Genomic DNA, 25,867 nt, shown 5'->3' on the forward strand with positions numbered 1-25,867 from the left:
TTCTGTCTTTATTTCAGTTCTGGCAGAGAATCCCCCAGCACTTCTTTTTGCTTGTCAATCAGCTCTTGAATTCCTTTTTCCGCAAGACCGAGAAGACCATTCAGATCCTCCCTTGAAAAAGTCGCCTCTTCGCCGGTTCCCTGCAGTTCCACGAAACGGCCGCTGCCTGTCATGATGACATTCATGTCAACTTCAGCAGAGGAATCTTCTTCATAATTTAAATCTAACAAAATTCCCTGTTCCTTATCAATTCCAACAGAGATCGCAGCGAGAAAATCCGTGATCGGATTTGTCTTGATTGTTCCTGCTTTGATCAGCTTGCCAATCGCAATCGCCATCGCAAGAAATGCACCTGTAATGGAAGCTGTTCTTGTTCCGCCATCAGCCTGAATGACATCACAGTCAATCCAAATCGTCCGTTCACCGAGCTTTTCCAGATCTACAACAGCCCGAAGCGCGCGGCCGATCAGGCGTTGGATCTCCATTGTTCTGCCGGAAATTTTCCCTTTAGAAGATTCTCTAATTGTTCTTTGATTAGTTGCCCGCGGCAGCATGCTGTACTCTGCTGTAATCCAGCCTTTCCCTCCGCCCCGCAAAAACGGCGGTACGCGGTCCTCAACAGACGCGTTGCAGATTACCTTTGTATTTCCCGCTGTTATTAGAACAGAACCTTCCGGATGGCTGATAAAATCCAAATCGAATGTGATTGGACGCAGCTCATCGTGTTGTCTTCCGTCATGTCTCATGTTTTACCTCCGATTGTATGTACATAAACCATTTTTGTCCCGGAATTGAATAAAGAAAGAGGCAGCCGGAACGCTAACCTCTTTCTTTCTAGTATATCAAAAATCCCAATTTAAAAACTACCCGTATTCACTTGAGAAGGTCTGGAGACCGGTTCTGTGAGCTTTTCGCCTTTTTCGTTTACAAGCTCTGATTTTCCATTCACTTTAACAGAGACGCCTTTTACATCCGGCTGTTCCGTTAACGTCAGCACAATGCTGTTCAGCACTTCTGAAGAAATCATTTTCGTCTTCTCATCGGCGCTGCCGAATATAGATTGATTGAAATCCAACGTCACGCGACCGTCTTTCATTTTCGGTTTGCTGACCAGCTTTACATCTTCATTGAAGTCTGTTAACAGCCCGCTCACCTTGCTTGGGCCTTTAGCCAATTCATTGATGGCTGCTGTAATGTCGTCTTTTTCCGAATTGTCGATTCGTTTCGTCACAGGCACGTAGTACTCACTGTCTTCGTTTTCCGCCAAATAGTAGACTGTCAGCGGGTGGGTAGCAGTGAGATCATTTACACCGGCTGTTTCCAAATTAATGCCGTCTTTGCGGCTTAAATCATCTGAGATCGGCGTCCCTCCTACAGGCATCTCCTTCAGCTCATGCCCGTTTATTCTCAGCTTCACTTTATCTATCGAACTGAATTGCGTCAGCGTCCACGTCACAGATTGAACGATTTTCTGTTCGTCCTCTTTCTTATAATTTTTGAACTCATTAGAGAAATCAGCTATCGCGGTTCCATCTTTTTTGATGTCAACGTTAACGGTTGTGTCAGCCGGCAATACTGCTCTGAAGCCATTCGGAAGAATTTCAGACACAGGCCCGCCCTGTACGAGGTATTCAAGCGCCTGCTTAGCCGTGCTCTCACTTTTAGGAAGAGGCAGCGTTTGCGCGACGACATACCCGTTTTTATCAATAAGATATAGCTCCCTCATAACAGCAGATGAGGCTTGATCCGTTTTTGCGGTATCACTCTTTTTATTCTCTGTTTTTTCGGCTGCTGTAGTATTTGACTTAGCCCCCGCTTCATCGTTCACGTATGTAACGTCTTGAGGCGGATCAATTTCCTTGGCTGCCTTATCAGATTGAAACAAACCGCATCCGGATAAAAGCAAGGCAGAGGTGAGACAAGTCGCACCAATGACTGCAGGTCCTTTTTTCAGCATACTTTTCCCTCCTAAGGATGTTTGTACTATTATGTATACGAGCCTCTTTAGGAAATAGACCGAAGAATTCCGGCAAAACAGAAAAAACCCGCAACATTCCGTTGCGGGAAAACCTATCTTTTAATCGGTTCTTGCAGTGAGATACATTCCACATGCCCCACTTCATGGCCAAACCAATCGTCTGCGATTTTTGCAAACTGATCACGCGCCCCTGTTGTCAGGAACTGATGATTCGGGGCAATCGGAGACTGGTTCAGCAGCCCTTTATAAGAGAGAATTGTGCTGACTTCCCGGGCTGTTTCATCGCCGGACGAAATAATGTTTACGCGCTCTCCCATATATCTTTGAATGGCTTCTTTTAAAATAGGGTAATGGGTGCAGCCTAAAATCAGCGAATCAATCGATGTGTCTTTTAACGGGTACAGCGAGGTTTTGACAATCTCGTCTGCTGTTTTGTCGAGAAACTTCCCGCTTTCCACAAAAGGCACAAGCAGCGGGCAGGCAAGGTTTTCAACCTTCAAATCAGGATTTAATGCCAAAAGCGCTTCTTCGTATGCATTGCTCTTAATCGTATTCTCTGTGCCGATGACACCGATATGCTGATTATCCGTCACTTTTATCGCTGCTCTCGCACCAGGCTGGATGACTCCGACCACCGGTATACCGACGCTGCGCTGGATGTCATCCAAAGCGATCGCTGTTGCTGTGTTACAGGCGATCACGAGCATTTTGATGTGGTGGTTTTCGAGTAAATAATTCGTCAGCTCCCACGTATATTGAAGCACCTCTTCTTCAGGGCGCGGCCCGTACGGACACCGTTTCGTATCCCCGACGTAGATAATATTTTCTTTAGGTAGCTGTCTCATGATTTCCTTCGCAACGGTTAAACCGCCAACCCCGGAATCAATGACCCCTATTGGTTGTTCCAACAAAATCGCCTCATTTTCTCTTCATTTCATGCTGCAGTTTCATCAAAGATTTTTCGAAGATGGCTATTTCTTCATCTGTAAACGATTCGAACATATCACGCAAATATTCCTGCCTTTTAGTAATGACCTCTTGGATAATCCGTTCTCCTTCAGGCAGCAGATGTATCCGGACAACACGTCTGTCCGCCGGGTCCTTGACCCGCTCAACAAGCTCATTTTTTTGCATGCGGTCGATTAAGTCCGTTGTCGTGCTGCATGCCAGATACATTTTGCCCGATAGTTCGCCGATTGTCATATCTCCCAGTTCATAAAGCCATTGCAGGCCGACAAATTGCGGCGGCGTAATTGCATATTGGTTAAGGATTTCTCGTCCTTTTTGCTTAATGATCGCGGCAATGTGGCGGAGAGACTTTTCAATATCCGCAACATGCTCCAAAGGTTTTGATGTCATTTGTCCATCCCTCACTCAAGGATCTCTTACGCACAAAAGCGTTCCGTGTCTATTTTCCTTCTTTTTTGAAGAAAATGCAAGACTCGCAGGAGAGAAATAGAGGACTTTAGTCAAACAACATCAAGCAAAAAAATTCATTTTATGACTTGCCTACGTTTTGCACAGCATTCAAAAATATGGTTTCGAATGTTCCAAACAAACAGCAATAACCGGCTCCTTCCTGAAAAGAAGGAATACCGGCAAGAATTAAAGCTCTAGCTCACCCATTCTAAGAAGCTCAACAACGGCTTGCGAACGCCCTTTCACACCCAATTTCTGCATGGCATTTGAAATATGGTTTCGAACGGTTTTCTCACTGATAAATAGCTCGCTTGCAATCTCCTTTGTTGTCTTATCTTGAACGAGCAATTCGAACACTTCTCTTTCTCTTTTCGTTAGCAGCGGCTTCGATTGAAATTCTTTCTCCTTCAAGTATTGTAACCCTCCTTGCTAAGGTGAGAGCGAATCAGAAACGAATGGGTTTTGATATAGTCGAGATATCATATGTAAGAAGGGCGCAGGGGGTGACGTTTACAAGAGAATTAGTTTATCGTGTATGGAGAAGCGTTTCTTTCTCATCATCCGTCCAGCTGACAGCCTTGCCGCTTTCCTTCGAGACTTGAACCATCACGACTGCTCCGGTGAAGCAAGGTTCGCCTTTGTGGTTCTCTCCGAGATAATGCAAGGTAAGAGATGAACTGCCGACAGCGCTTGTTTTCACATAGATGCGCAGCTCTTCATAAGGCATGACTTGGCGCAAATAATCGCACTGCTGGCTTGCCACAACTGTCATGGTCTGTTTGTTTTCACTCATCATATTCAGCTTTTTAAAATAAGAAATTCGCGCCTCCTCAAAATATATAAAAGGGGTTACATTATTCATATGCCCAAACATGTCCGTCTCGGAAAATCTTACGGATACCTCATTAAAAAAAGAAAAGGATCTTTTCCATTCTGGAAACGGCATATCAATATAAGCGGGAAGTTTCATCTTTTTTCATCTCCTTATTGTTTAAAAAAACCTCTCCCATGCGGAAGAGGTTTTTTCTTCTTATACTCTGTCGCTTCCGAAGAAATTGCGGAACGCTTGTAAGTTTGTGTCTCTATTTAAGGCTGCAATCGAAGTGGTAAGCGGAATGCCCTTCGGACAGGATTGGACACAGTTTTGCGAGTTGCCGCAATCTGCAAGGCCGCCTTCATCCATTAGTGCTTCTAATCGGTCAGATTTATTCATGGCGCCTGTCGGATGTGCGTTAAACAGGCGGACTTGAGACATCGGTGCAGGCCCCATGAACTTCGATTTGCTGTTCACATTCGGGCAGGCCTCGAGGCAGACGCCGCACGTCATGCATTTCGATAATTCATATGCCCATTGACGGCGTTTTTCCGGCATTCTCGGTCCCGGTCCTAGATCGTACGTGCCGTCAATCGGTATCCACGCTTTTACCCTTTTCAATGAATCAAACATTCTGCTGCGGTCAACCTGCAAATCACGAACCACTGGGAATGTTTTCATTGGTTTTAAACGGATCGGCTGTTCAAGCTGGTCGATAAGCGCCGTACAAGACTGGCGGGGTTTTCCGTTTATGACCATTGAACATGCGCCGCATACTTCCTCAAGACAGTTCATATCCCATGTGACAGGGGTTGTCTTTTCACCTTTGACATTAACCGGATTCCGGCGGATTTCCATCAGAGCGGAAATGACGTTCAGATTCGGGCGGTATGGAATCTCAAATTCTTCATCGTAAGGCGTGCTGTCGGCTGTATCTTGACGTGTGATAATAAATCGTATGGTTTTTTGTTCACTCATGATTATTTCGCCACCTTCTTCTTCGAGTAATCCCGTTTCCGAGGCGTTATCAGTGATACATCGACATCCTGATACTCAAATTCCGGCGCTTCATACGGGCTTACATGTTTAGCCATTGTTGTTTTGAGCCATTCATCATCATTACGTTCAGGATAATCCGGTTTATAATGGGCGCCCCGGCTTTCATTACGGTTGTAAGCGCCAAGGGTAATCACCCTCGCAAGCTGGAGCATGTTCGAGAACTGGCGTGTGAACATCGCCCCCTGGTTGCTCCATTTTGTCGTGTCATTGATGTTGATCTTTTTAAAGCGCTCCATTAATTCCTGAATTTTGTCGTCCGTTTTCAAAAGCTTGTCATTATGGCGGACAACCGTTACGTTCGCCGTCATCCACTCACCGAGCTCTCTGTGAAGAACATAGGCATTTTCGGTTCCGTCCATGCTCATAATATCAGCCCATTTTTCTTCTTCTTTTTTAACGTGAGCGTCGAATAAAGAAGAAGACATGTCTTCCGCTGAAGATTCTAAGCCGTTTACATATTTCACCGCGTTCGGTCCGGCCACCATGCCTCCGTAAATCGCAGACAGCAGGGAGTTTGCTCCCAAGCGGTTGCCTCCATGCATAGAGTAATCACATTCTCCAGCCGCAAACAGTCCAGGGATGTTTGTCATTTGATCGTAATCCACCCATAAACCGCCCATAGAATAATGGACCGCCGGGAAGATTTTCATTGGAAGCTTGCGCGGGTCGTCTCCCATGAATTTCTCATAAATCTCAATGATACCGCCAAGCTTAATATCTAGCTCTTTCGGATCTTTATGAGACAGATCGAGATAGACCATGTTTTCACCGTTAATGCCAAGCTTCTGGTTCACACACACATCAAATATTTCACGTGTCGCAATATCACGCGGCACCAGGTTTCCGTATGCCGGATATTTTTCCTCGAGGAAATACCACGGTTTGCCGTCTTTATATGTCCACACGCGGCCGCCTTCACCACGCGCTGATTCACTCATCAGTCTTAGTTTGTCATCGCCCGGGATGGCTGTCGGGTGGATTTGAATGAATTCTCCGTTTGCATAGTACGCTCCCTGCTGATAAACGATTGAAGCAGCAGATCCTGTATTAATCATGGAGTTCGTTGATTTTCCAAAAATGATCCCCGGTCCGCCCGTCGCCATAATGACCGCGTCAGAACGGAAGGATTCAATTTGCATGTTTGTCAGGTTTTGCGCAACAATTCCGCGGCAGGTTCTGTCATCATCTAATACAGCGCCAAGGAATTCCCAGCCTTCGTATTTTGTGACCAGACCCGCAACTTCGTATCTGCGCACTTGCTCGTCCAGTGCATAAAGCAGCTGCTGTCCCGTCGTCGCACCCGCATAAGCCGTTCTGTGATGCTGTGTACCCCCGAATCGACGGAAATCAAGCAGGCCTTCAGGCGTCCGGTTAAACATAACACCCATCCGGTCTAATAAGTGGATGATCGAAGGCGCCGCTTCACACATTGCCTTGACCGGCGGCTGGTTGGCAAGAAAGTCTCCCCCGTATACCGTGTCATCAAAATGTTCCCACGGAGAGTCACCTTCCCCTTTTGTATTGACCGCTCCGTTTATGCCGCCTTGCGCACAAACTGAATGAGAACGTTTGACAGGAACGATGGAAAACAGCTTAACCGCCATTCCTGATTCCGCTGCTTTAATTGTCGCCATGAGGCCGGCAAGACCTCCGCCGACTACGATAATGCTTGATTGACTCATGATAGCCCCTCTCCCTCTAGTAATCTAGTACTCTTAAACAAATGCGAAAATCGCTTTTAAGCCTACGTATGACAGTGCAACAAAAATAATCAGCGTAACGTATGTCGAAATTCTTTGAGAACGAGGCGTTACCGTGATGCCCCATGTAACAGCGAAAGACCATAAACCGTTCGAGAAGTGGAAAATTGTTGATAAAACACCGACAATGTAAAAGCCAAGCATAGCCGGAGAGCTCAAAATATTCGCCATCATGTCGAAATTGACCTCAGCGCCCATTTGTGCGGCAATGCGGGTTTCCCACACATGCCAGCTGACGAAAATAAGAGTGATGATACCGGTTACACGTTGCAGGACAAATAGCCAGTTTCTCATATAGCTGTATTGGCCTGCGTTATTTTTCGCAGTAAACGCTATGTACACACCATAAACTGCATGATAAATTAATGGTAAGAAGATAATAAAAATTTCCAAGGCATACCTGAAAGGCAGGCTATCCATAAAATGAGCAGCGCTATTGAATGCTTCAGCGCCCCTTGCGGCAAACTGGTTGACGACTAAATGCTGAATGAGAAAGATGCCGACCGGTATGACGCCAAGCAAGGAATGCAATCTTCGAAAATAAAACTCTCTGTTCCCAGACATTACTTTACCCCCTGTTTGATAAGTGCGAAATGTGCTAAATCTCTTCCTCCACTTCTTTCAATTGTAAGCACTTTATTAAGATTTATTGACAATTTCATTTTACTCCTCCCTCAAAAGGGCGTCAAGAAAACGCGTACATAAATTATAATTTTCCGAATTGATTAGTTGATTGAAAAATTTTATTTTATCAATATATATTTCTCGCTTAATTTTTCATAAGAATTACAGGATCATTCTGTAATCCTCCCCCCTGTTTGAGCTATAATATACGCAGGAGAGAGGGGAGACAGATATGAAGTCTAAATTTGAAGCATCTATTGACAACCTAAAAGAAATTGAAATGAACGCCTATGCCTACGAACTAATACGAGAGATCGTTCTCCCAGATATGCTTGGCCAAGATTACTCTTCCATGATGTATTGGGCAGGAAAACATCTCGCCCGTAAGTTTCCTCTTGAATCATGGGAGGAATTTCCGGCCTTCTTTGAAGAAGCGGGCTGGGGAACCCTCACCAACGTAAGCGCTAAAAAACAGGAGCTTGAATTTGAACTTGAAGGGCCGATCATTTCCAACCGGCTTAAACATCAGAAAGAACCTTGCTTTCAACTGGAAGCTGGTTTTATCGCTGAACAAATTCAATTGATGAATGATCAGATTGCCGAATCATATGAACAAGTGAAAAAGAGAGCCGATAAAGTGGTTCTGACTGTGAAATGGGATATGAAAGACCCAGTGTAATCAAAAAGGCGGTGACTGCATAGTCCCGCCTTTTTGATTGTCATTACACAGCTGAAGGGTGTTTTGAAAGCTCAAATGCATCGTGAAGCGATTCGACTGCTTTCACCATATCGTTTTCGCTTACGACGGTTGACACTTTGATTTCAGATGTGCTGACCATTTTGATTAAAATGTTTTTTTGCGCCAGTACAGCAAACATTTCAGCCGCTACACCGGGATTTGAGACCATGCCGGATCCGACAATGGATACTTTGGCCAATTTGCTTTCAGTCTCAATTTTCTCGAATTCCAGCGCGTCTTTATACTCTTCAAGCACCGCAACGGTTTGGTCTGCATCTTCTGTTTTGACAGAGAAGGAAATTCCAGTCTTGTCCTCGGCCTGCGTTTGGATAATGATATCCACGTTTATGTTTCTTTTGGCAAGTGTCGTAAAAATAGTAGACAACGTTGTCAGGCCGCTAGTCAGCCCGTAAATGGTTACCCTTGTGATTTGATCTTCAAATGCAATGCCTCTGACAATTAAATTCTGTTCCATGGATGATTCCTCCTCAATTAATGTCCCCGCTTCGGTTTCTGTACTTGATCGCACTTCTAACGGCACTTGGTAATTTTTCGCGAACTCAACAGCTCTCGGATGAAGAACGCCGGCGCCTAAATTGGCAAGCTCAAGCATTTCATCGTATGAGATGCCGGCAAGTTTTCTCGCTGATTTCACATAGCGCGGATCAGTTGTAAACACACCGGGCACGTCTGTATATATGTCACATTTATCAGCTTTTAAAGCGGCAGCCAAAGCAACTGCTGTTGTATCTGAACCGCCCCGGCCCAATGTCGTAATTTCACAATCCTCTGTCATGCCTTGGAATCCTGCAACAATGACGATTTTTCCTTCTTCAAGCCGGTCTGCTAAAACCGATGTGTCGATATCTGTAATTCTGGCGTTTCCGTGAACGGCCTCCGTACGGATTCCCGCCTGCCAGCCAGTATAAGACACGGCGTCATAGCCTTTTTCCTGCAATGCCATTGAGAGGAGTGAAATCGTGACCTGTTCGCCTGTCGCCAGCAGCATGTCCATTTCGCGTTTGCTCGGCTGGTCAGAAATGGCTTTTGCAAGGCCGACCAGTTCGTCAGTGGATTTTCCCATAGCTGACACGACAACAACGACTTGATGGCCTTTCTGTTTTTCTGCAATCGCGCGGTTTGCCGCATTTTGAATTTTTTCGACTGAGCCGACGGAAGTACCTCCGAATTTTTGTACAATAAGACCCATGATTACCACCCTTTACATTTTGGTTCGTGCGGGTGAGGAGAAAGAGCGCTTTGTCCACAATAAAAAAAGCAATGAGAGGAATACTCTCATTGCTTATCAATTAATCATCATGAATGATTATGAACAACGAGATAGCCCTCCAAGAAAATGATTTCTTGACAGCCTTACATTTATTCAATGCACGGCCAGCAAATAATACCGATGGGGTTTTATTTGCTTCGGCGACGCTCCCCTTTCAGCCTTTTTCACAGAATCCATCTTTCTCCAAAGGCATACTCTTGAAGTTCGCACCTCTATCTTCACCATATAACACGATCTATGAAATTAGTTCACATTTTATCAGATCTTATTGAAAAGGACAACATTATTTTTGCAATTTATCGTAAAGGAGCTGAGCCGCCGCAGCGGGAACACCCGCTTTTTTGATGTCCTCAAGGCTTGCTTCCTTCATTTTTTTAACGGAACCGAAATGCTTTAACAGCATTTTCTTTCTTTTCTCTCCGATACCCGGGATATCATCCAATACGGATTGAAACGCGCTTTTTCCGCGGATTTGTCTGTGAAAACTGATTGCAAAACGGTGCACCTCGTCCTGAATGCGCTGCAGGAGGTAAAATTCCTGGCTGTTTCGCTCCAGATACACCACCTCCAGCGGCTCCCCGATCAGTAAGTTTGAGGTTCTGTGCTTTTCGTCTTTCACTAAACCGGCGATCGGGATATCCAAGCCGAGTTCATTTTCAATGACATCCCTTGCAGCGTTGATCTGTCCTTTTCCTCCGTCAATGATGATCAGATCAGGCAGCGGCAGATTTTCACGAAGCACTCTTGTGTATCGTCTTCTGACGACCTCTCTCATAGAACCGTAATCATCCGGTCCTGTAACGGTTTTGATTTTATATTTGCGGTATTCCTTTTTGTACGGTTTGCCGTCGATAAACACGATCATCGCGGAAACCGGGTTTGTCCCCTGTATGTTTGAGTTATCAAACGCTTCAATTCTGTGCGGCGTATAAATATTCAATGCCTCACCGAGTTTCTGCACAGCCCCGATTGAACGCTCCTCGTCCCGTTCGATTAAGGAGAATTTTTCTTTCAGTGCAATTTTCGCATTTTTATGGGCCAGCATGAGCAGTTCTTTTTTCTGGCCCTTCTTCGGCTGGTGAACGTTTGTTTCCAGCAGCTGCTCGATCATGGATTGATCTACGCTGTCCGGAACTAAAATCTCCTTCGGAAGGAAGTGGTTGTTTTTTGAATAGAACTGTCCGATGAATGTAAGGAACTCTTCATCCGCTTCCTGATAAAGCGGGAACATGCTGACATCGCGCTCAATGAGCTTCCCTTGGCGGATGAAAAAGACCTGCACGCACATCCAGCCCTTGTCATATGCGTACGCAAATACGTCCCGGTCGACTAGATCGTTCATCGTCATTTTTTGTTTTTCCATCGTTGATTCAATATGGGCGATCTGGTCACGAAGCTCTTTTGCCCGTTCAAACTCAAGATTCTCAGCGGCTTCGTGCATTTTTTCTTCGAGCTCTTTTTTGACCTCATTATAGCCGCCCCTTAAGAAACGGGTAATGCTTTCAACCAGCTCTCTGTTCGTCTCTTCGGAAATGTCCTTTACGCACGGAGCAAGACATTGGCCCAGATGATAGTAAAGGCACACTCTGTCCGGCAGCTTGGAGCATTTTCTGAGAGGGTACAGACGGTCGAGCAGTTTTTTTGTTTCCCTTGCTGCCTGTACATTCGGGTACGGTCCAAAATATCGCCCTTTGTCTTTTTTGACATTGCGGGTGACAATCAGCCTTGGGTGGCGTTCATGGGTGAGTTTTATGAAAGGATAGGTTTTGTCGTCTTTGAGCATGACGTTGTATTTCGGATCATGCTTTTTGATCAGATTCATTTCTAAAATAAGCGCTTCAAGATTGGAGGACGTCACAATATATTCAAAGTCCTCGATTTCCGTCACAAGCCTTTGGGTTTTCGCGTCGTGAGAACCGGTGAAGTAGGAGCGCACTCTGTTTTTCAGCACCTTTGCTTTTCCTACGTAGATCACAGTCTGCTGCCGGTCCTTCATGAGATAACAACCCGGTTGATCGGGAAGGAGGGCGAGTTTTTCTTTCAGTTGTTTGTTCATATAGTACCCTTCCTTATATTTAATCCTTTGTTTCCAGTTTAACACGAACGTTTGTTTTTCTCTATGATTCACAATTGGCGAATAAAAAAAGCGATCCCTCAATCGGAATCGCTCTGGCATGTAAGCAGCCGAAAATTAAAGATGTTTGTTTACAAGCTCTTGAAGCGCTTCTTTCGGTTTGAAACCGACTGAAGTTTCAACTACTTCTCCGTCTTTTAAGATAAGAAGTGTCGGGATGCTCATAACGCCGTATTTTCCAGCTGTTTCTTGGTTTTCGTCTACATCGATTTTTACGATTTTCAGTTTATCTCCCATTTCTTGATCCAGTTCTTCAAGAACAGGTGCAATCATTTTACAAGGTCCGCACCAAGGAGCCCAGAAGTCTGCCAGTACGACGCCTTCGCTTGTTTCAGCTGAGAAAGATTGATCAGTTGCTTTTACGATAGCCATTATTGAATTCCTCCAATGTGAAATGATGATTTTTAGTATAGCATCTCCCATTCGTTCACGCTATCTTAATGCTTACAAATTATTTTTTCCTGATCATAACCGGTTTACTCATTTTTATCCGGGTTGAATGGGATGTGTCACTTTTATTAAAACACGAATCTGATAATGGCACCGATTACTACAATAGCCCCGATAATCATTAGAATAGTACGAAGCATGGGATAACATCTCCTCTTCACTGTCATGTACTTTACCATGCCCTTTTAATACTGTTTTAAAACATGAAAAAACGCCGGCACAAAGCGCCGGCGCTCTCGCGCGATTATGAATCAGCATGCAGCGTAAGCAAGACGACTGACATTGGCGGGAGTTTTACTTTCAGTTTGTTTTTGCTGAGCGTGTATTGTCTGAACGCTTCCGGTTTGACGTGATGAGGATCGTCAAATGTGTTATGTGCATTCATTTTTTCTGCCGTAAGAATGACTCCGGAATGGTCCGCTGCCTTGTGTAAGCCTCTCAGCTCGATCTCAGCCTCTGCTTGGTTTTGGTGATCGATGTTGCAAATCGTGATATTGATATCGCCTCCAGCTTGTTTTGACGCTGAAATGCTGATTTGCGGGAGCGTTTCACCCTTCCATTCATAGTCGGCACACAATACCTCTGTATCTAAAAGAGAAGCATCCTGGTGCACCTTAAACATATCAAACACATGATACGTCGGTGTCAAAAGCATCCGCTCTCCCTCAGTCAAAATCATCGCTTGAAGAACGTTTACTGTTTGAGCGATGTTGGTCATTTGCACCCGGCGGCAATGCTGATGGAAAATGTGAAAATGAGAAGCCGCCACCAGTGCATCACGTATGGTGTTTTGCTGATAAAGGAAACCTGGATTCGTGCCTGGCTCAGGATCAAACCACGTGCCCCATTCATCAATAATCAGCCCGACCCGCTGCTCCGGATCGTACCGGTCCATAATCGTGCCGTGTTTTTGAATCAATTCATCGATGTATTTGGCTTTTTTCATTGTAATGAACCATTCATCCTCCGTGAATTCTGTGGCTGATCCTTTGCCCTTCCAGAAATCGCCCGGAATCGTGTAATAATGAAGACTCAACCCGTCCATCAGGCCAGCGGCTTTTTTCATAAGCACGTCCGTCCAGTTAAAATCATCGACATTTGCGCCGCCTGCAATTTTATAAATTTCATTCCCGCTGTAATTGCGGACATAAGTCTGAAAACGGCGGTACAGATCTGCGTAGTATTCGGGATGCATGTTGCCGCCGCAGCCCCAGTTTTCATTGCCTACGCCAAAATATTTCAGCTTCCAAGGCTCTTCTCTTCCATTTTGTTTTCTCCAGTCTGACATGGGCGTGCCTTCTTCAAATGTCATGTACTCAATCCATTCCGCCATTTCCTGAACGGTTCCGCTTCCGACATTGCCGCAAATATATGGCTCGCATTCAAGCAGCCCGCAAAGCATCATAAATTCATGCGTTCCGAATTCATTTGATTCAATTGTACCGCCCCAGTGAGTGTTAAGCATTGTTTTACGGTCACCGACACCGTTTGCCCAATGGTATTCGTCCGCAAAACACCCGCCCGGCCACCTGAGGACAGGAATATGCAGCTGTTTGAGCGCTTCCAGCACGTCCTTTCGTATTCCGTTGATATTGGGAATGTCTGAGTCCGTCCCGACCCATATCCCCTCATAAATCCCTCTTCCTAAATGCTCAGCAAAATGACCGTATATATTTTTGTTAATGGTTCCTTTTACGATATCTGTTTGAATCACAGCTTGATGTTCAGACATGCCTCTGATCATTCCTTTCATACGAATATGAAAAGCACCACAGTCAAATATGTGATCTGTCGTTTGCCTGAGGAGTCAGCATGAATGTAAGCGCTTTTAAAGTAACCATATTATATATGTTCGTACATGTCAACGATATTTTCTATCTTATTTATATTTGTACGTATGTATTTATAAATTTAAAAACCCGGACTTTAAAAGTCCGGGTTTTCCTTTATGAGTGTATATTCAACTGTTTGAATTCCTCAGTTAATAACGGGACGACTTCAAATAAATCTCCGACAATGCCGTAATCGGCTATTTTAAAGATGTCGGCTTCAGGGTCTTTATTGATGGCGACGATCACCTTGCTGTTTGACATGCCGGCCAAATGCTGAATGGCGCCGGAAATGCCGCATGCAATGTACAAATCCGGGGTGACGACTTTCCCGGTCTGCCCGATTTGGAGAGCGTAATCGCAATAATCAGCGTCACATGCACCGCGAGAAGCCCCGACTGCGGCTCCCAGGACCTCAGCAAGCTCCTCCAGCGGCTGAAATCCTTCCTTGCTTTTGACTCCGCGGCCGCCCGCAACGATAATTTTCGCTTCAGAAAGATCAACACCGTCGGCTGTTTTTTTCACGACCTCTTGGATCACGGTACGGAGATCAGTTAGAGAAACATCAACGCTTTCGATGCTTCCCGACCTGCTGGTGTCTTTTTCTAAAGCTTGAATGTTATTAGGGCGAATCGTTGCAACAATCATCGGATCGGTGGAAATGACCCTTTCAAAAGCTTTCCCCGAGTAAATCGGGCGTGTGAACACAACATTCCCTCCGGTAACGCTTACATCTGTAGCATCAGAAATTAAGCCTGTTTGCAGCCGGGCAGCAAGCTTCGGCGAAAGGTCCTTCCCCATTGCCGTATGCCCGAATATGACTGAATCAGGCTTTTCTTGCTCAATCACACCTCTCATGACCTGGCTGTATCCGTCTGCCGTGTATGATTTCAGCTTCGGATCCTCGGCTGTGAGAACTTTATCTGCTCCGTAATGAATAAGTTCTTGTGCAATGCTTTGTACATTTTCGCCGATCAGAACACCGATAACTTCTCCATCGCCTGAAATGGTCCTTCCTGCAGCTATTGCTTCAAAGGTGACATTTCGTAATTCTCCGTCGCGTATTTCTCCGAGTACGATCACTTTTTTTCCCATTCTAACATCCCCCTGTTTCTTTGAATGTCCAAGCTTTAAATGACTTTAGCTTCGCTGCGGAGCAATGAGACAAGCTCTTTTGCCTGTTCGGCAGGCTCTCCCTGCAGAAGCTTCCCGGCTTCTTTTTTCGGCGGCAGAAAACGTTCAATGGTTTTCAGCTTTGGTTCGGCGTCCTCCTCGTCCAGGTCAAGATCATCAAGCTCAAGCTCTTCAAGCGGCTTTTTCTTAGCCTTCATAATTCCCGGAAGTGATGGATAGCGCGGCTCGTTTAAGCCCTGCTGAGCTGTGACAAGCAATGGAAGCGTCGTTTTGATTTTTTCAACATCCCCTTCGACATCCCTTTCTGCTTCTGCATCAGTTCCGTTGATGTCGAGTTTGGTGATCGTAGTGATACACGGAATGTCCAGGAGCTCGGCAAGCCTAGGCGCCACTTGTCCTGAGCCTCCGTCAATGGCAACATTTCCGCCGAGAATCAAGTCAAACTCCTGATCCTTCATATAATGGTATAACACTTGAGAAATGGAGTATTGGTCGGGTTCTTCGAGATCATCTTCTATGTTGATTAAAACGGCTTGGTCACATCCCATGGCAAGCGCAGTACGCAACTCTTTCTCCGCTTCTTCACCGCCGACCGTGACTGCGGTGATCGAACCGCCGTGCTTTTCCTTCAGCTGGATGGCTTCTTCTATCGCGTACTCATCATATGGATTAATGATCCATTCCGCTCCGTCATCCTGAATCTTTCCTGCTTCAATGACGATTTTTTCCTCTGTGTCAAACGTCCGTTTCATCAGTACAAATAGATTCATGATCATATCCCCTTTTATTCGCCTTTGAATTGAGGCTTTCTTTTTTCGAGAAATGCCTGGATGCCTTCCTTGGCGTCCTCTGACTCAAATGCTTCCCCAAATCGTTTTGCTTCAAGCTTTAAGCTTCCTTCGTAGGAATACACCTTGTTGGAATAAAGAAGCTCAAGCAAAGACGCAAGCGTTTGCGGGCTTTTCTCTGCAAACTTAGCGGCAAGTGCTTTTGCTTTTTCAAGCACTTCTGCCTCATCTTTTGCTCCAATTGAGACAAGTCCGAGATCAAGCGCTTCTTTTCCGGATATCGGTTCTCCTGAGCCGATGAGCTCTAGTGCCTTGGCTGTACCGACATATTTCGGAAGACGCTGTGTTCCTGCAAAACCCGGGATGATACCAAGGTTAAGCTCTGGGAGCCCCAGCTTAGCATCTTCTGCCGCGATTCTGATGTGACAGGCCATTGCAAGCTCCAGCCCGCCTCCGAGAGCAGCGCCGTGAATCGCTGCGATAATCGGTTTTGGAAAGCTTTCGATTCTCTCCATTAACTGCTGGCCGCGCTCAGCGAGCAATGAGGAATCCTCATTGCCTTTAAACGATGTGAATTCTTTAATATCAGCGCCGGCTGAGAAAAATCTTCCCTCGCCGTGAATGATAATGCTTCGTACGCCTGCATCTGTCTCACATTGATCAAGACAGGAAGACAGCTCTTCTAATATCTGGCTGGAAAGCGCGTTTGCCGGCGGATTGTGAATCGTCAAGATTGCCACAAATTGATCCACCGTAAGTGAAATTGCATTCATAGGACAGAACTCCTTTACTTATTGTGAATTCCGGATACCAATAATTCTAAAACGCTGTTTGAAAGCGCAACAAGATCGTACTTTTGGTCATTCATCACCCAAGTTGTCACGGTTTCGTCAATCGTTCCAAAAATCATCTGCCGGGCGAGGCGGACATCGAGGCCTTCTTTTATTTCGCCTGATTGTATACCTTCCGTCAAAATGCCATCCAAAATATTCAAGTAGCCTTTTAATATTTCGTTGATTTTCTGGCGCAGTTCCAAGTTGGATTGGCGTAGTTCAAGCTGAGTGACAATCGCGAGATTATGGTCACCTGCTAAAAGGGAAAAATGCTTTGAAATCACAAGCGCCAATTTCTCCTTCGCTGTTGTTTTTTCTTTAATGTCCTCTTCCATCCGCTCAATAAATTGGCCCATTTTTTCTTTGAAAAGAGAAATTAAAATATCTTCTTTGTTTTTAAAATAGAGATAGATGGTGCCGTCCGCTACTCCGGCTTGTTTGGCAATTTTGGATACCTGTGACTGGTGGTAGCCGTTTTCCGCAATGACTTCTACTGCTGCATCAATAATCTGCATATACTTTGGCCGTTTTTGCTTCAATGTTCATCGTTCCTTCCTATAGAAATGAATGACTATTCATTCATAATTTCATGATAAGAAGGATTTTCGGGTTTGTCAAGTTTATTCATAGGCGTTCTTTTTTATTTGATATGATGATTTTCCGCTTCTTCTTCAAGTAAACGCCTTCTTAAAATTTTTCCGACCGCCGTTTTCGGCAGCTCTTTTCTGAACTCATAGGCTTTGGGCACCTTGTATGGCGCCAGTCGGGATCTCGCAAAGGCGTCCAGTTCTTCTGCATCGGCATTTGCGCCTTTCTTTAATACGACAAATGCTTTTACTGTTTCTCCCCTGTAGGAGTCGGGCACACCTGCGACGACAATTTCCTGGACGGCTTCATGTTCATAAAGCGCTTCTTCTACTTCACGCGGGTAAATATTGTAACCTCCGGCAATGATGATATCCTTTTTCCTGTCAGCAATATAGAAAAAACCTTCTTCATCCATATAGCCCATGTCCCCGGTGAACAGCCAGCCATCTCTCAGAACAGCGGCGGTTTCCTCTGGTTTATTCCAATATCCTTTCATGACCTGCGGACCTTTTACAATGATTTCTCCATGCTCATACGGAGCGGCAAGCTCACCCGTCTCTTCAGAATAGATCGCGGCGTCCGTACTCGGCCAAGGACAGCCGATACTGCCCGGCTTGTTTTTCCCCCAGATAAAGTTGGCGTGCGTCACTGGGGATGCCTCAGACAAACCATAGCCTTCCACAAGCTTTCCGCCAGTCACCTTTTCAAATTTCTGCTTTACCTCCACAGGGAGCGCGGCTGATCCGCTAAGACAGCTTTTAATGGATGACAGATCATAATGCTGCAATTCGGGGTGATGCAAAAGACCAATGTAAATTGTCGGTGCCCCTGGAAAGAGCGTCGGTCTGTGTTTGTCGATGATTTTAAGTGTTTCAAGCGGATCAAACTTAGGAAGAAGAATCATTTCGAAGCCTAGTTTAATCGAATAGTTCATGACTGCCGTCAGTCCGTAGACATGAAAAAACGGGACAATGCCCAGCACTTTTTCAGCGCCTTCCTTCACATCGAACATCCAAGCGGCGCACATTTCAGTATTGGCCAAAATATTTTGGTGCGTAAGCATGACCCCTTTGGGATCTCCGGTTGTTCCCCCGGTATACTGGAGGACAGCGATATCATGCTCAGGATCGATCTTCGGGATTGTCAGGAGTTCAGTTTTTTCCTGCTTCAAACTGGAAGCGAACGTGTGAATGTTAGCTGTTTTGTCAAAGTCGATATGAACTTTTTGTTTTTGTGTGAGCGGATAAAGAATATTTTTCGGAAAAGGCAAATAGTCTTTTACGCTGGTGATCAAAATCTGTTCGACTATTGATAACGTTTTCATTTTTATTGCCTTCGGGAAAAGCAAATCTAAGGTGATGATCACACTTACTTCAGCGTCTCTGAGCTGATATTCAAGCTCATGCTCGGTATAAAGCGGGTTCGTCTGCACCACGATGCCGCCAGCAAACAAGACACCATAATAAGAAATCACTGTTTGTGGGCAATTGGGCAGCATAACAGCCACTCTGTCTCCTTTTTGCAGGCCATTGTACTGCAAAAAAGCTGCGAGTTTAAGAGCATCCGTCAGAATGTCATGAAAGGTGAGTTTTTTTCCATAAAAAGATATTGCGGTTTTGTCAGGGAATCGTGCGGCGGAGTCTGTCAGGATGGATTGCAGGGTTTTATTCGGCAACGGAAGCTCATGCGGGATATCGTCGGGATACTCGGCAAGCCACGGCTTTTGAGACTGCATAAAACCTCCCCCTTTCGATTTTAGAGTTCCACCCTATCATTATAGCAGATGGACGGCAAAAAAAAGAAAAAGAAAGGTAAATCTTTCTTTTTCTCATCATACGAACAGATATATAAGACCAATTAACAAAAAGATTCCCGCCGCGGCGAGCAGTACTTTTGCAAGCTTTTCCATCTATTCTCCGTCCCCTTATATTCCGGCTGCCACCACAAATGAAAGCCCGACAGAAATGACAAATGAAATAAAGCCGACAGCCCGGTTATCATTTTCGATTTCCTTATCAATTTTAAACCGCGGAGTCAAAAACTCAAAAATAAAGTAGCTTAAAAGAAGCATAACAAATCCGTAAACGCCCCAGCCGATCATTTGCAGCAGCGAATTGTGCTGGGAGATGGAATGCTGGAATACGTTTGCGATTCCTAAAATTTTTCCGCCGGTTGCCATTGCCACCGCAAGATTTCCTTTTTGAATCTCTTCCCAGTTTTTATAAGCCGTCACCAGCTCAAACACAGTCAAAAAGAGGACGAGGCAGAGAACCGCGACACTGTAATACGCCGCGATTTCCACAAGCTCGTTTTCCCAAAAATCACTCATGGCCATACTCCCTTTTATTTTAGTTCAACAACCGTAACGCCTGATCCTCCCTCACCTGCTTCACCGAAACGGGAGCTTTTGACGCTGCGGTGGTTCTTCAGAAGATCCTGCACGCCTTTTCTTAAAGCGCCGGTTCCTTTTCCGTGAATGATTGACACTCTAGGATATCCGGCTAACACTGCATCGTCCAAATATTTTTCAACACGGCTGAGGGCATTTTCATAGCGTTCGCCGCGAAGATCAAGCTCAAGCGATACATGATAATCCTTTCCCTTGACCGCCGTAATGATTTTTTCTTTTTTTGGCTCCGGAGCTGATTTGATAAACTCCAGATCTTTTTCTTTTACTTTCATTTTTAATATGCCGATTTGTACATTCCATTCATTGCCGCCGGTTTTTTCAAGCAATGTCCCTTTTTGCCCGAAGGTGAGAACTTTCACCTCATCACCTGGCTTGAAGTCACGTTTTTGCGTTTTCGTTTTTTCCGGTTTTTTGGACTTTTCAAAGGTAGGAACTGCGCCTTCTAACCGTTTCTTCGCGTTGATCAGCTCGTGATCCTTGAAGGATTTATGTTCTTCTTTTATGGAGCGCAATTCGTGAATAATATCTTCGGCTTCTTTCATTGCCGCTTTTACTTTATCAGCCGCTTGCTGTTCAGCCTCCTCGAGCATTTTGTCTTTTTTGCTGTTAAGCTCGATGATTTGCTGCTGCAGCTCTTTGTGCAGTTTTTCCGCTTCTTTTCTGATCGATTCTGTCTCAGAAAGCTCTTCTTCCGCACGTCTTTTGCTTTGTTCCAGCGACGCAATCATTGTATCAACTTCGTTATGCTCGGCCGTCATTTCTGACTTCGCCTGCCCGATGATATGGTCTGGAAGTCCAAGGCGTTTTGAAATTTCGAAAGCGTTGCTTCGTCCCGGCACACCAATTAAAAGTTTATAGGTTGGTGACAGCGTTTCGATGTCAAATTCAACGCTCGCATTCATGACGCCTTCTCTGTTATAGCCGTACGCCTTCAATTCCGGATAATGCGTCGTAGCTAACACTCGTGCATTGGTGCGATGTACGTCATCCAGGATGCTCATGGCGAGGGCCGCCCCCTCCTGCGGATCTGTCCCTGCACCAAGTTCATCGAAAAGCACAAGGCTGTTTTCATTGACCTGTTCTAAAATGCCGACAATGTTCACCATATGGGATGAGAACGTACTTAAGCTTTGCTCAATCGACTGTTCATCACCGATATCAGCGAATACGTGCTCAAATACCGCCGCTTCTGACCCTTCATCTGCCGGGATATGAAGACCTGATTGTGCCATTAAGGTTAACAGGCCTAACGTTTTAAGGGTGACTGTTTTCCCCCCGGTGTTTGGACCTGTAATGACAATGGTTGAAAAATCGCCGCCAAGCTCAATGTCATTGGCAACAACCTGATCAGGCGGAAGCAATGGATGGCGGGCTTTTTTTAAACGGATAAAGCCGGTGTCGTTCATCATCGGTTTTGTCGCTTTGACCGCTTTTGCATATCTTGCTTTTGCAAAAATAAAGTCAAGCCTCTGCAGCACTTGCAAATCTAGAAATAGCTCTTCTGTATGCTCTGCCGTTTTCTCTGTCAGCACACGCAAAATCCGTTCGATTTCTTGCTTTTCTTTCACTTTCGCCTGCTGAAGGGAATTGTTCATATCTACAATTGCCTGCGGTTCAATGAATAGTGTTGCGCCGGAGGACGAAGTATCATGCACAATTCCGCCGTAGCTTGATCTGTACTCCTGTTTGACCGGGATTACAAAGCGGTCATTCCGAATCGTAACAATCGTATCAGACAGCATTTTTGAAGCGGAAGAGGAACGCAGCATTGACTCTAACCGGTCTCTGATTCTCGATTCGAGTGTTCTGAGCTGCGTGCGGATTCCTCTCAATTTTTCCGATGCATGATCAAGCACTTCTCCGTGATCATCGATGCAGGAATTAATGTCCCGTTCTAAATCGGACAGCGTGATAAGCTGTTCAGCGTGCTGATGGATCAGCGGAATGTCAACACCGTCTTCAGCCATTTGGGTGATAAAATGTTTCATTTGTTTAACTGCATAAAGCAGGCCAGAGATTTCAGTGAATTCTGAAGGACTGAGAACGCTGCCGATTTCCGCTCGTCTTAATGCTCCTCTGATATCAACAAGACCGCCAAACGGCGCTCGGCCTCTCAGCCGGATAATGGCAGAAGCTTCGTCTACTTCATCCAGCTGTTTTTTGATTTCGTCTATAGAAGCAGAAGGCTTAAGCTGAAGAAGCATTTCTTTTCCGAGCGATGAAGCGGCATGCTCAATAACCTGTTCTTTCACTTTATGAAATTCAAGAGCTGATAATACTTTTTGCTGCACGATTGTGTGAGCCTCCTTACTTAATCGTTGCGCTTCAGGAATGCCTCTACGTCTTCAAGCGACCGGGCATTCAGAACGTTTTTCGTTTCCGTCCATCCTTTGCGCGCGGCAGTAACGCCAGTTTTCATATCGTCTAACATCTCAATATTATGGGCATCAGTATTAATCACCAATGTAACCCCTTGTTCGTTTGCTTTCAGTAAATGCTCTGTGCGCAGATCGAGGCGCGCAGGGTTAGCGTTGAGTTCAAGCGCCGTATTTGTTTTTTTCGCAAGATCAATCAGCTTATCAATATCGATTTCATAACCGGCCCGTCTGCCGATCAGGCGTCCGGTCGGGTGTGCGATAATGTCAACATGTTTGTTTGTCAGTGCCGTCTCAAGCCGCTTCATAATCACGTGTTCCGGCTGATTAAAACTTGAGTGAATCGATGCAATAACGATATCCATTTCCGCCAGCACATCGTCATCATAATCGAGCGTACCGTCAGGCAGGATATCCATCTCGACACCTTTTAAGATACGGAAGTTTTCGAACTCAGCATTCAGCGCGTCAATTTCTTTTGCCTGCTGTTTAAGTCTTTCTGCAGTAAGCCCGTTGGCGACCTTTAAATATTGTGAGTGATCGGTGATCGCCATGTATTGATAGCCTTTTTTGATGCATGCTTCAGCCATCTCTCTGATCGAAAACGCACCGTCGCTCCACGTTGAGTGCATGTGGAGATCTCCCTTGATTTGCCCGGGCTCTATCAGCTCAATGCTATCGCTGTAGGTTTCCACTTCCTGCCCGCTTTCACGGAGCTCCGGCGGAATCAGCGGCAGGCCGAAGTGCGCATAAAATTCACGTTCGCTCGGAAATGTTTTGATCTCACCGGTTTCAACTGTCTCAACGCCGTATTCACTGATCCGCTCGCCACGTTCTTTTGCGATTTGGCGCATCTTAATGTTGTGATCCTTTGATCCCGTAAAATGATGGAGTGTTGTCGGAAACTGCTCTTCCGTCACAAGACGGAAATCGACGCTCGTTTCATATTCAAAGGAAAGGATGACGGACACCTTCGTATCTCCGCTCGCGATCACGCTTTTGATGTTTGGCAGTGCAAGAAGCTGTTCCCTTACTTCAGCCGGCTGATCTGTAGCAATGATATAGTCCAAATCCTTCACCGTTTCCCGCGCTCTGCGAAGACTTCCGGCACGAGAAAATTTGATGATATGCGTAAATTGAGAAAGATGCTCCTCAATATCCCGCGCGATCCGGAGGGCATATCCGATCGGGAACCGCTCAGGCTGCTTTCCGGCTTCTCCGAGCGCCTGTAATATTTTTTCTTCTGATTTTTTGCCAAAACCCGCAAGGCCTTGCACTTTTTGCTGTTCACAGGCTTCCTTCAGAGATTCTGCATCATGTACGCCGAGCTCTTTATACAGCTTTGCGATTTTTTTGCCGCCGAGCCCCGGCAGCTTCAATAAAGGCACGAGTCCTTCCGGCACTTCTTTCTGCAACGATTCGAGCGTGCTTGACTTTCCTTCATCTATATACTCCTTAATGACGCTGTACGTTCCTTTTCCAATGCCGGACAGCGACATCATATCGTCCATTTCTGATAAGCTTCGGTCGTCCTGTTCCAGGGCTGCCGCTGCTTTTCGGAATGCGGACACTTTAAACGGGTTGTCCCCCTTTAGTTCCATATAGACTGCAATGGTTTCAAGCAGCCGGATAATATCTTTTTTATGCATACAATAACCCCCAGACGTTCACATATGTTTCCATCATACTCGAAAAAAACTTCTCCGGACAAGAGAAGTTTTTTATGCCCCGTACTGTGTCCACAGCTCTTCTAAAAGCCCTGACAAGTACGGTGTATGGTTAATGATCACATTTGCGAGAGACGATTGCCCCATCATTTGCTGCAACGCATCTACCGGCAGAACGGATGCGACATACAACAGCACAAATGTAAATAAATAGACTTCTAGAAAACCGAGAACGGCGCCCAGCAACTGGTTGATTTGTTTGATCACCGGAATGCCGGCGACAATACTCAAGAACGAGCCGATGATTCTCAGTAAGATTTTAGCGATGATAAATAAAACGATAAACGCAATCGCATTATAATAGGCCGCTTCTAAATTTCCCGTAAAAAAAGAAAGTGCCGGCTGTCCCGCTGAAAAGTCGGGTGCGGGAATCCACTTTAAATGCGGCGCCACATTTTTATAGAATAAAGCCGCAAAGGCGATCGATAAAATAAAGCTCGTCAAGCGGATAAACTGCAGGATAAAACCGCGTTTTAACCCCAGTAAAGTCCCCATCAGGAGCAAGATTAAGATGATGATATCCAGCATAGTTGTTCAATCCTTTTCTTTAAGCTGACGCTCCAGTTTTTCACATTTCTCTTGTAACTTAACATAATCGTGCACCACATTTACCGCTGTCAGCACTGCAAGTTTATTTATATCAAGGTATGGATTTTTTTCATTGATTTCTCTCATTTTATCATCAACAATTCCGGCGACATACCTCATATGGGCTCTGCTTTCTTCACCGACCATCGTGAAGTGCTGGCCGTAAATGTCAACGGTTGTTTTTGTTTTTTTGCCGTCAGACAACGTTTCTCCTCCATTCCGCGAGAATCCTAGTTCTTATCATAACACGTTTATTAAATGAATGGAAAGACGAGCCTCCCGCTGTTATGATACACTGGTATATACAGTGAAAAGTGTAAAAAAGGAGATTATTACGTGTCCCATTCAGTGATAAAAGTATCGTTGTCTGCTATTGACCAAATGAAAATGACGTACAGCGGTTCGCTTACCGCCTCTGTTCCGCAGGGAGCCGTTTTTCAGGCGAAACCGCCCGGCTGTACCATTACAGCATATCAATCAGGCAAGGTCCTGTTTCAAGGCAAAAACGCCGCGGCAGAATCCGCGCGCTGGGGAACAGCTGAGCCTCTGGAAAAGAAAAAACCGGCCAAAAAGCCGACTGATCCCCGCTATGCCCCTCCGGCGGATATCGCCGGCATGTCTGTTATCGGCTCTGACGAAGTCGGAACCGGAGATTACTTCGGTCCAATGACGGTTGTATGCGCGTACGTCGACAAAACCATGCTCCCTTTAATGAAGGAACTCGGTGTGAAGGATTCTAAGGATTTAAAGGATCCGCAAATCATCGAGATTGCCCGAAACCTGATTAAAACCATTCCGTACAGCCTGCTGGTGTTAAAGAATGAAAAGTACAACAGCATGCAGGAAAAAGGCATGAGCCAAGGGAAAATGAAAGCATTGCTGCACAATCAGGCGATCACCCATTTATTAAGGAAAATGGATGGAATAAAGCCTGAGGCCATTTTGATTGACCAATTCGCTGAGCCAGGCGTCTACTTCAATCATTTAAAGGGCAGAGACATTGTGAAGGAGCGGACCTATTTTAGCACAAAAGCTGAAGGTATTCACCTGGCTGTCGCCGCTGCTTCAATCATTGCAAGATATTCATTTTTAATGGAAATGGATAAACTGTCACGCGAGGCAGGAATGATGCTTCCGAAAGGAGCCGGTCCGCACGTCGATGAAGCGGCCGCCAAGCTGATCCTCAAAAAAGGGGCATCCGCACTCAGAGCCTTTACAAAACTCCATTTCGCCAATACGCAAAAAGCGCAGCGCCTTGCTGATAAAAAACGTTCATAGAAAAAAAGCTTGCAGATTACTCTGCAAGCTTTTTTCACCTTTCAGCGTG

At 45.4% G+C, this 25,867-nt stretch carries 25 protein-coding genes and 1 riboswitch; of the genes, 2 read left to right on the forward strand and 23 right to left on the reverse strand.

All coding sequences use genetic code 11. The annotated features are described in order from the left end of the window. Window positions 1–8 precede the first annotated feature (8 nt). The 9 genes from rph to sdhC form a co-directional block, all read right to left on the reverse strand. Window positions 9–746, reverse strand: a complete 738-nt coding sequence (gene rph / locus CDO84_RS13400) for a ribonuclease PH (RefSeq protein WP_003246039.1) — start codon at window positions 744–746, stop codon at window positions 9–11. Window positions 747–856: 110 nt separating this feature from the next. Beyond that, window positions 857–1,957, reverse strand: coding sequence for a spore germination protein GerM (gene gerM / locus CDO84_RS13405; RefSeq protein WP_014664884.1), 1,101 nt, complete (start codon window positions 1,955–1,957; stop codon window positions 857–859). Window positions 1,958–2,070: 113 nt separating this feature from the next. Next, a complete protein-coding gene (gene racE, locus CDO84_RS13410; RefSeq protein ID WP_081483635.1) occupies window positions 2,071–2,889 on the reverse strand; it encodes a glutamate racemase in 819 nt (272 codons plus the stop codon). Window positions 2,890–2,896: 7 nt separating this feature from the next. Next, the gene (locus tag CDO84_RS13415; protein ID WP_003229573.1) at window positions 2,897–3,337 is read right to left on the reverse strand and encodes a MarR family winged helix-turn-helix transcriptional regulator; all 441 of its coding nucleotides are present in this window, start codon (window positions 3,335–3,337) and stop codon (window positions 2,897–2,899) included. Between the two features lie 246 nt (window positions 3,338–3,583). Beyond that, complete coding sequence (gene gerE, locus CDO84_RS13420; protein WP_003184172.1) at window positions 3,584–3,808, reverse strand: spore germination transcription factor GerE; 225 nt, start codon at window positions 3,806–3,808, stop codon at window positions 3,584–3,586. A gap of 115 nt (window positions 3,809–3,923) precedes the next feature. Next, window positions 3,924–4,367, reverse strand: coding sequence for an acyl-CoA thioesterase (locus tag CDO84_RS13425; RefSeq protein WP_040082240.1), 444 nt, complete (start codon window positions 4,365–4,367; stop codon window positions 3,924–3,926). A gap of 60 nt (window positions 4,368–4,427) precedes the next feature. Continuing rightward, window positions 4,428–5,189: a succinate dehydrogenase iron-sulfur subunit gene (gene sdhB, locus CDO84_RS13430; RefSeq protein ID WP_040082239.1), complete on the reverse strand. Its 762-nt coding sequence runs from the start codon at window positions 5,187–5,189 to the stop codon at window positions 4,428–4,430. 2 nt (window positions 5,190–5,191) lie between these two features. Further along, window positions 5,192–6,952, reverse strand: a complete 1,761-nt coding sequence (gene sdhA / locus CDO84_RS13435; RefSeq protein ID WP_014664887.1) for a succinate dehydrogenase flavoprotein subunit — start codon at window positions 6,950–6,952, stop codon at window positions 5,192–5,194. A 33-nt stretch (window positions 6,953–6,985) separates the two neighbouring features. Continuing rightward, window positions 6,986–7,594, reverse strand: a complete 609-nt coding sequence (gene sdhC, locus CDO84_RS13440; protein WP_003222512.1) for a succinate dehydrogenase cytochrome B558 — start codon at window positions 7,592–7,594, stop codon at window positions 6,986–6,988. 292 nt (window positions 7,595–7,886) lie between these two features. Between sdhC and CDO84_RS13445 the strand changes: the two genes are divergently transcribed. Next, on the forward strand, window positions 7,887–8,333 hold the full coding sequence (locus CDO84_RS13445) for a YslB family protein (RefSeq protein WP_003222508.1): 447 nt from the start codon (window positions 7,887–7,889) through the stop codon (window positions 8,331–8,333). 43 nt (window positions 8,334–8,376) lie between these two features. On the opposite strand, the gene CDO84_RS13450 is transcribed toward CDO84_RS13445, so the two are convergent. The 14 genes from CDO84_RS13450 to zapA all read right to left on the reverse strand — a co-directional run bounded on the left by CDO84_RS13450 (window position 8,377) and on the right by zapA (window position 24,744). Beyond that, a complete protein-coding gene (locus CDO84_RS13450; RefSeq protein ID WP_040082237.1) occupies window positions 8,377–9,603 on the reverse strand; it encodes an aspartate kinase in 1,227 nt (408 codons plus the stop codon). Between the two features lie 124 nt (window positions 9,604–9,727). Continuing rightward, window positions 9,728–9,907: riboswitch (Lysine riboswitch) on the reverse strand. Window positions 9,908–9,967: 60 nt separating this feature from the next. Then, window positions 9,968–11,740 (reverse strand): excinuclease ABC subunit UvrC, encoded by a 1,773-nt coding sequence (gene uvrC / locus CDO84_RS13460; protein ID WP_040082235.1) that lies wholly within the window; start codon window positions 11,738–11,740, stop codon window positions 9,968–9,970. A 135-nt stretch (window positions 11,741–11,875) separates the two neighbouring features. Next, complete coding sequence (gene trxA / locus CDO84_RS13465; RefSeq protein WP_014664890.1) at window positions 11,876–12,190, reverse strand: thioredoxin; 315 nt, start codon at window positions 12,188–12,190, stop codon at window positions 11,876–11,878. Window positions 12,191–12,512: 322 nt separating this feature from the next. Further along, the gene (gene abfB / locus CDO84_RS13475) at window positions 12,513–14,000 is read right to left on the reverse strand and encodes an alpha-L-arabinofuranosidase AbfB (RefSeq protein ID WP_040082531.1); all 1,488 of its coding nucleotides are present in this window, start codon (window positions 13,998–14,000) and stop codon (window positions 12,513–12,515) included. A 214-nt stretch (window positions 14,001–14,214) separates the two neighbouring features. After that, window positions 14,215–15,192 carry an electron transfer flavoprotein subunit alpha gene (gene etfA / locus CDO84_RS13480; RefSeq protein ID WP_014664892.1) on the reverse strand — a complete coding sequence of 326 codons (978 nt, stop codon included), beginning with the start codon at window positions 15,190–15,192 and terminating at the stop codon, window positions 14,215–14,217. A gap of 35 nt (window positions 15,193–15,227) precedes the next feature. Further along, window positions 15,228–16,001 (reverse strand): electron transfer flavoprotein subunit beta, encoded by a 774-nt coding sequence (etfB, locus tag CDO84_RS13485; protein WP_014664893.1) that lies wholly within the window; start codon window positions 15,999–16,001, stop codon window positions 15,228–15,230. A 14-nt stretch (window positions 16,002–16,015) separates the two neighbouring features. Beyond that, window positions 16,016–16,792, reverse strand: a complete 777-nt coding sequence (locus CDO84_RS13490) for an enoyl-CoA hydratase (RefSeq protein ID WP_014664894.1) — start codon at window positions 16,790–16,792, stop codon at window positions 16,016–16,018. 14 nt (window positions 16,793–16,806) lie between these two features. Then, window positions 16,807–17,391, reverse strand: coding sequence for a fatty acid metabolism transcriptional regulator FadR (gene fadR / locus CDO84_RS13495; protein ID WP_040082234.1), 585 nt, complete (start codon window positions 17,389–17,391; stop codon window positions 16,807–16,809). Between the two features lie 101 nt (window positions 17,392–17,492). After that, window positions 17,493–19,175: a long-chain-fatty-acid--CoA ligase LcfA gene (gene lcfA, locus CDO84_RS13500; protein WP_040082232.1), complete on the reverse strand. Its 1,683-nt coding sequence runs from the start codon at window positions 19,173–19,175 to the stop codon at window positions 17,493–17,495. A gap of 189 nt (window positions 19,176–19,364) precedes the next feature. Next, window positions 19,365–19,769 carry a DUF350 domain-containing protein gene (locus tag CDO84_RS13505; protein ID WP_003222485.1) on the reverse strand — a complete coding sequence of 135 codons (405 nt, stop codon included), beginning with the start codon at window positions 19,767–19,769 and terminating at the stop codon, window positions 19,365–19,367. A 14-nt stretch (window positions 19,770–19,783) separates the two neighbouring features. Further along, entirely contained in the window at window positions 19,784–22,141 is a 2,358-nt protein-coding gene (locus CDO84_RS13510) for an endonuclease MutS2 (RefSeq protein ID WP_040082230.1), read from the reverse strand. Window positions 22,142–22,161: 20 nt separating this feature from the next. Further along, the gene (gene polX / locus CDO84_RS13515; protein WP_014664898.1) at window positions 22,162–23,874 is read right to left on the reverse strand and encodes a DNA polymerase/3'-5' exonuclease PolX; all 1,713 of its coding nucleotides are present in this window, start codon (window positions 23,872–23,874) and stop codon (window positions 22,162–22,164) included. Between the two features lie 72 nt (window positions 23,875–23,946). Beyond that, a complete protein-coding gene (locus CDO84_RS13520; RefSeq protein ID WP_014664899.1) occupies window positions 23,947–24,480 on the reverse strand; it encodes a CvpA family protein in 534 nt (177 codons plus the stop codon). A 6-nt stretch (window positions 24,481–24,486) separates the two neighbouring features. After that, window positions 24,487–24,744 carry a cell division protein ZapA gene (gene zapA / locus CDO84_RS13525; RefSeq protein ID WP_040082228.1) on the reverse strand — a complete coding sequence of 86 codons (258 nt, stop codon included), beginning with the start codon at window positions 24,742–24,744 and terminating at the stop codon, window positions 24,487–24,489. Between the two features lie 132 nt (window positions 24,745–24,876). Between zapA and rnhC the strand changes: the two genes are divergently transcribed. Then, entirely contained in the window at window positions 24,877–25,818 is a 942-nt protein-coding gene (gene rnhC, locus CDO84_RS13530; protein WP_040082220.1) for a ribonuclease HIII, read from the forward strand. The last annotated feature ends 49 nt before the right edge of the window (window positions 25,819–25,867 follow it).

This window comes from Bacillus sp. MD-5 (assembly GCF_002201875.1).
In the GTDB taxonomy this organism is placed as follows: domain Bacteria; phylum Bacillota; class Bacilli; order Bacillales; family Bacillaceae; genus Bacillus; species Bacillus stercoris.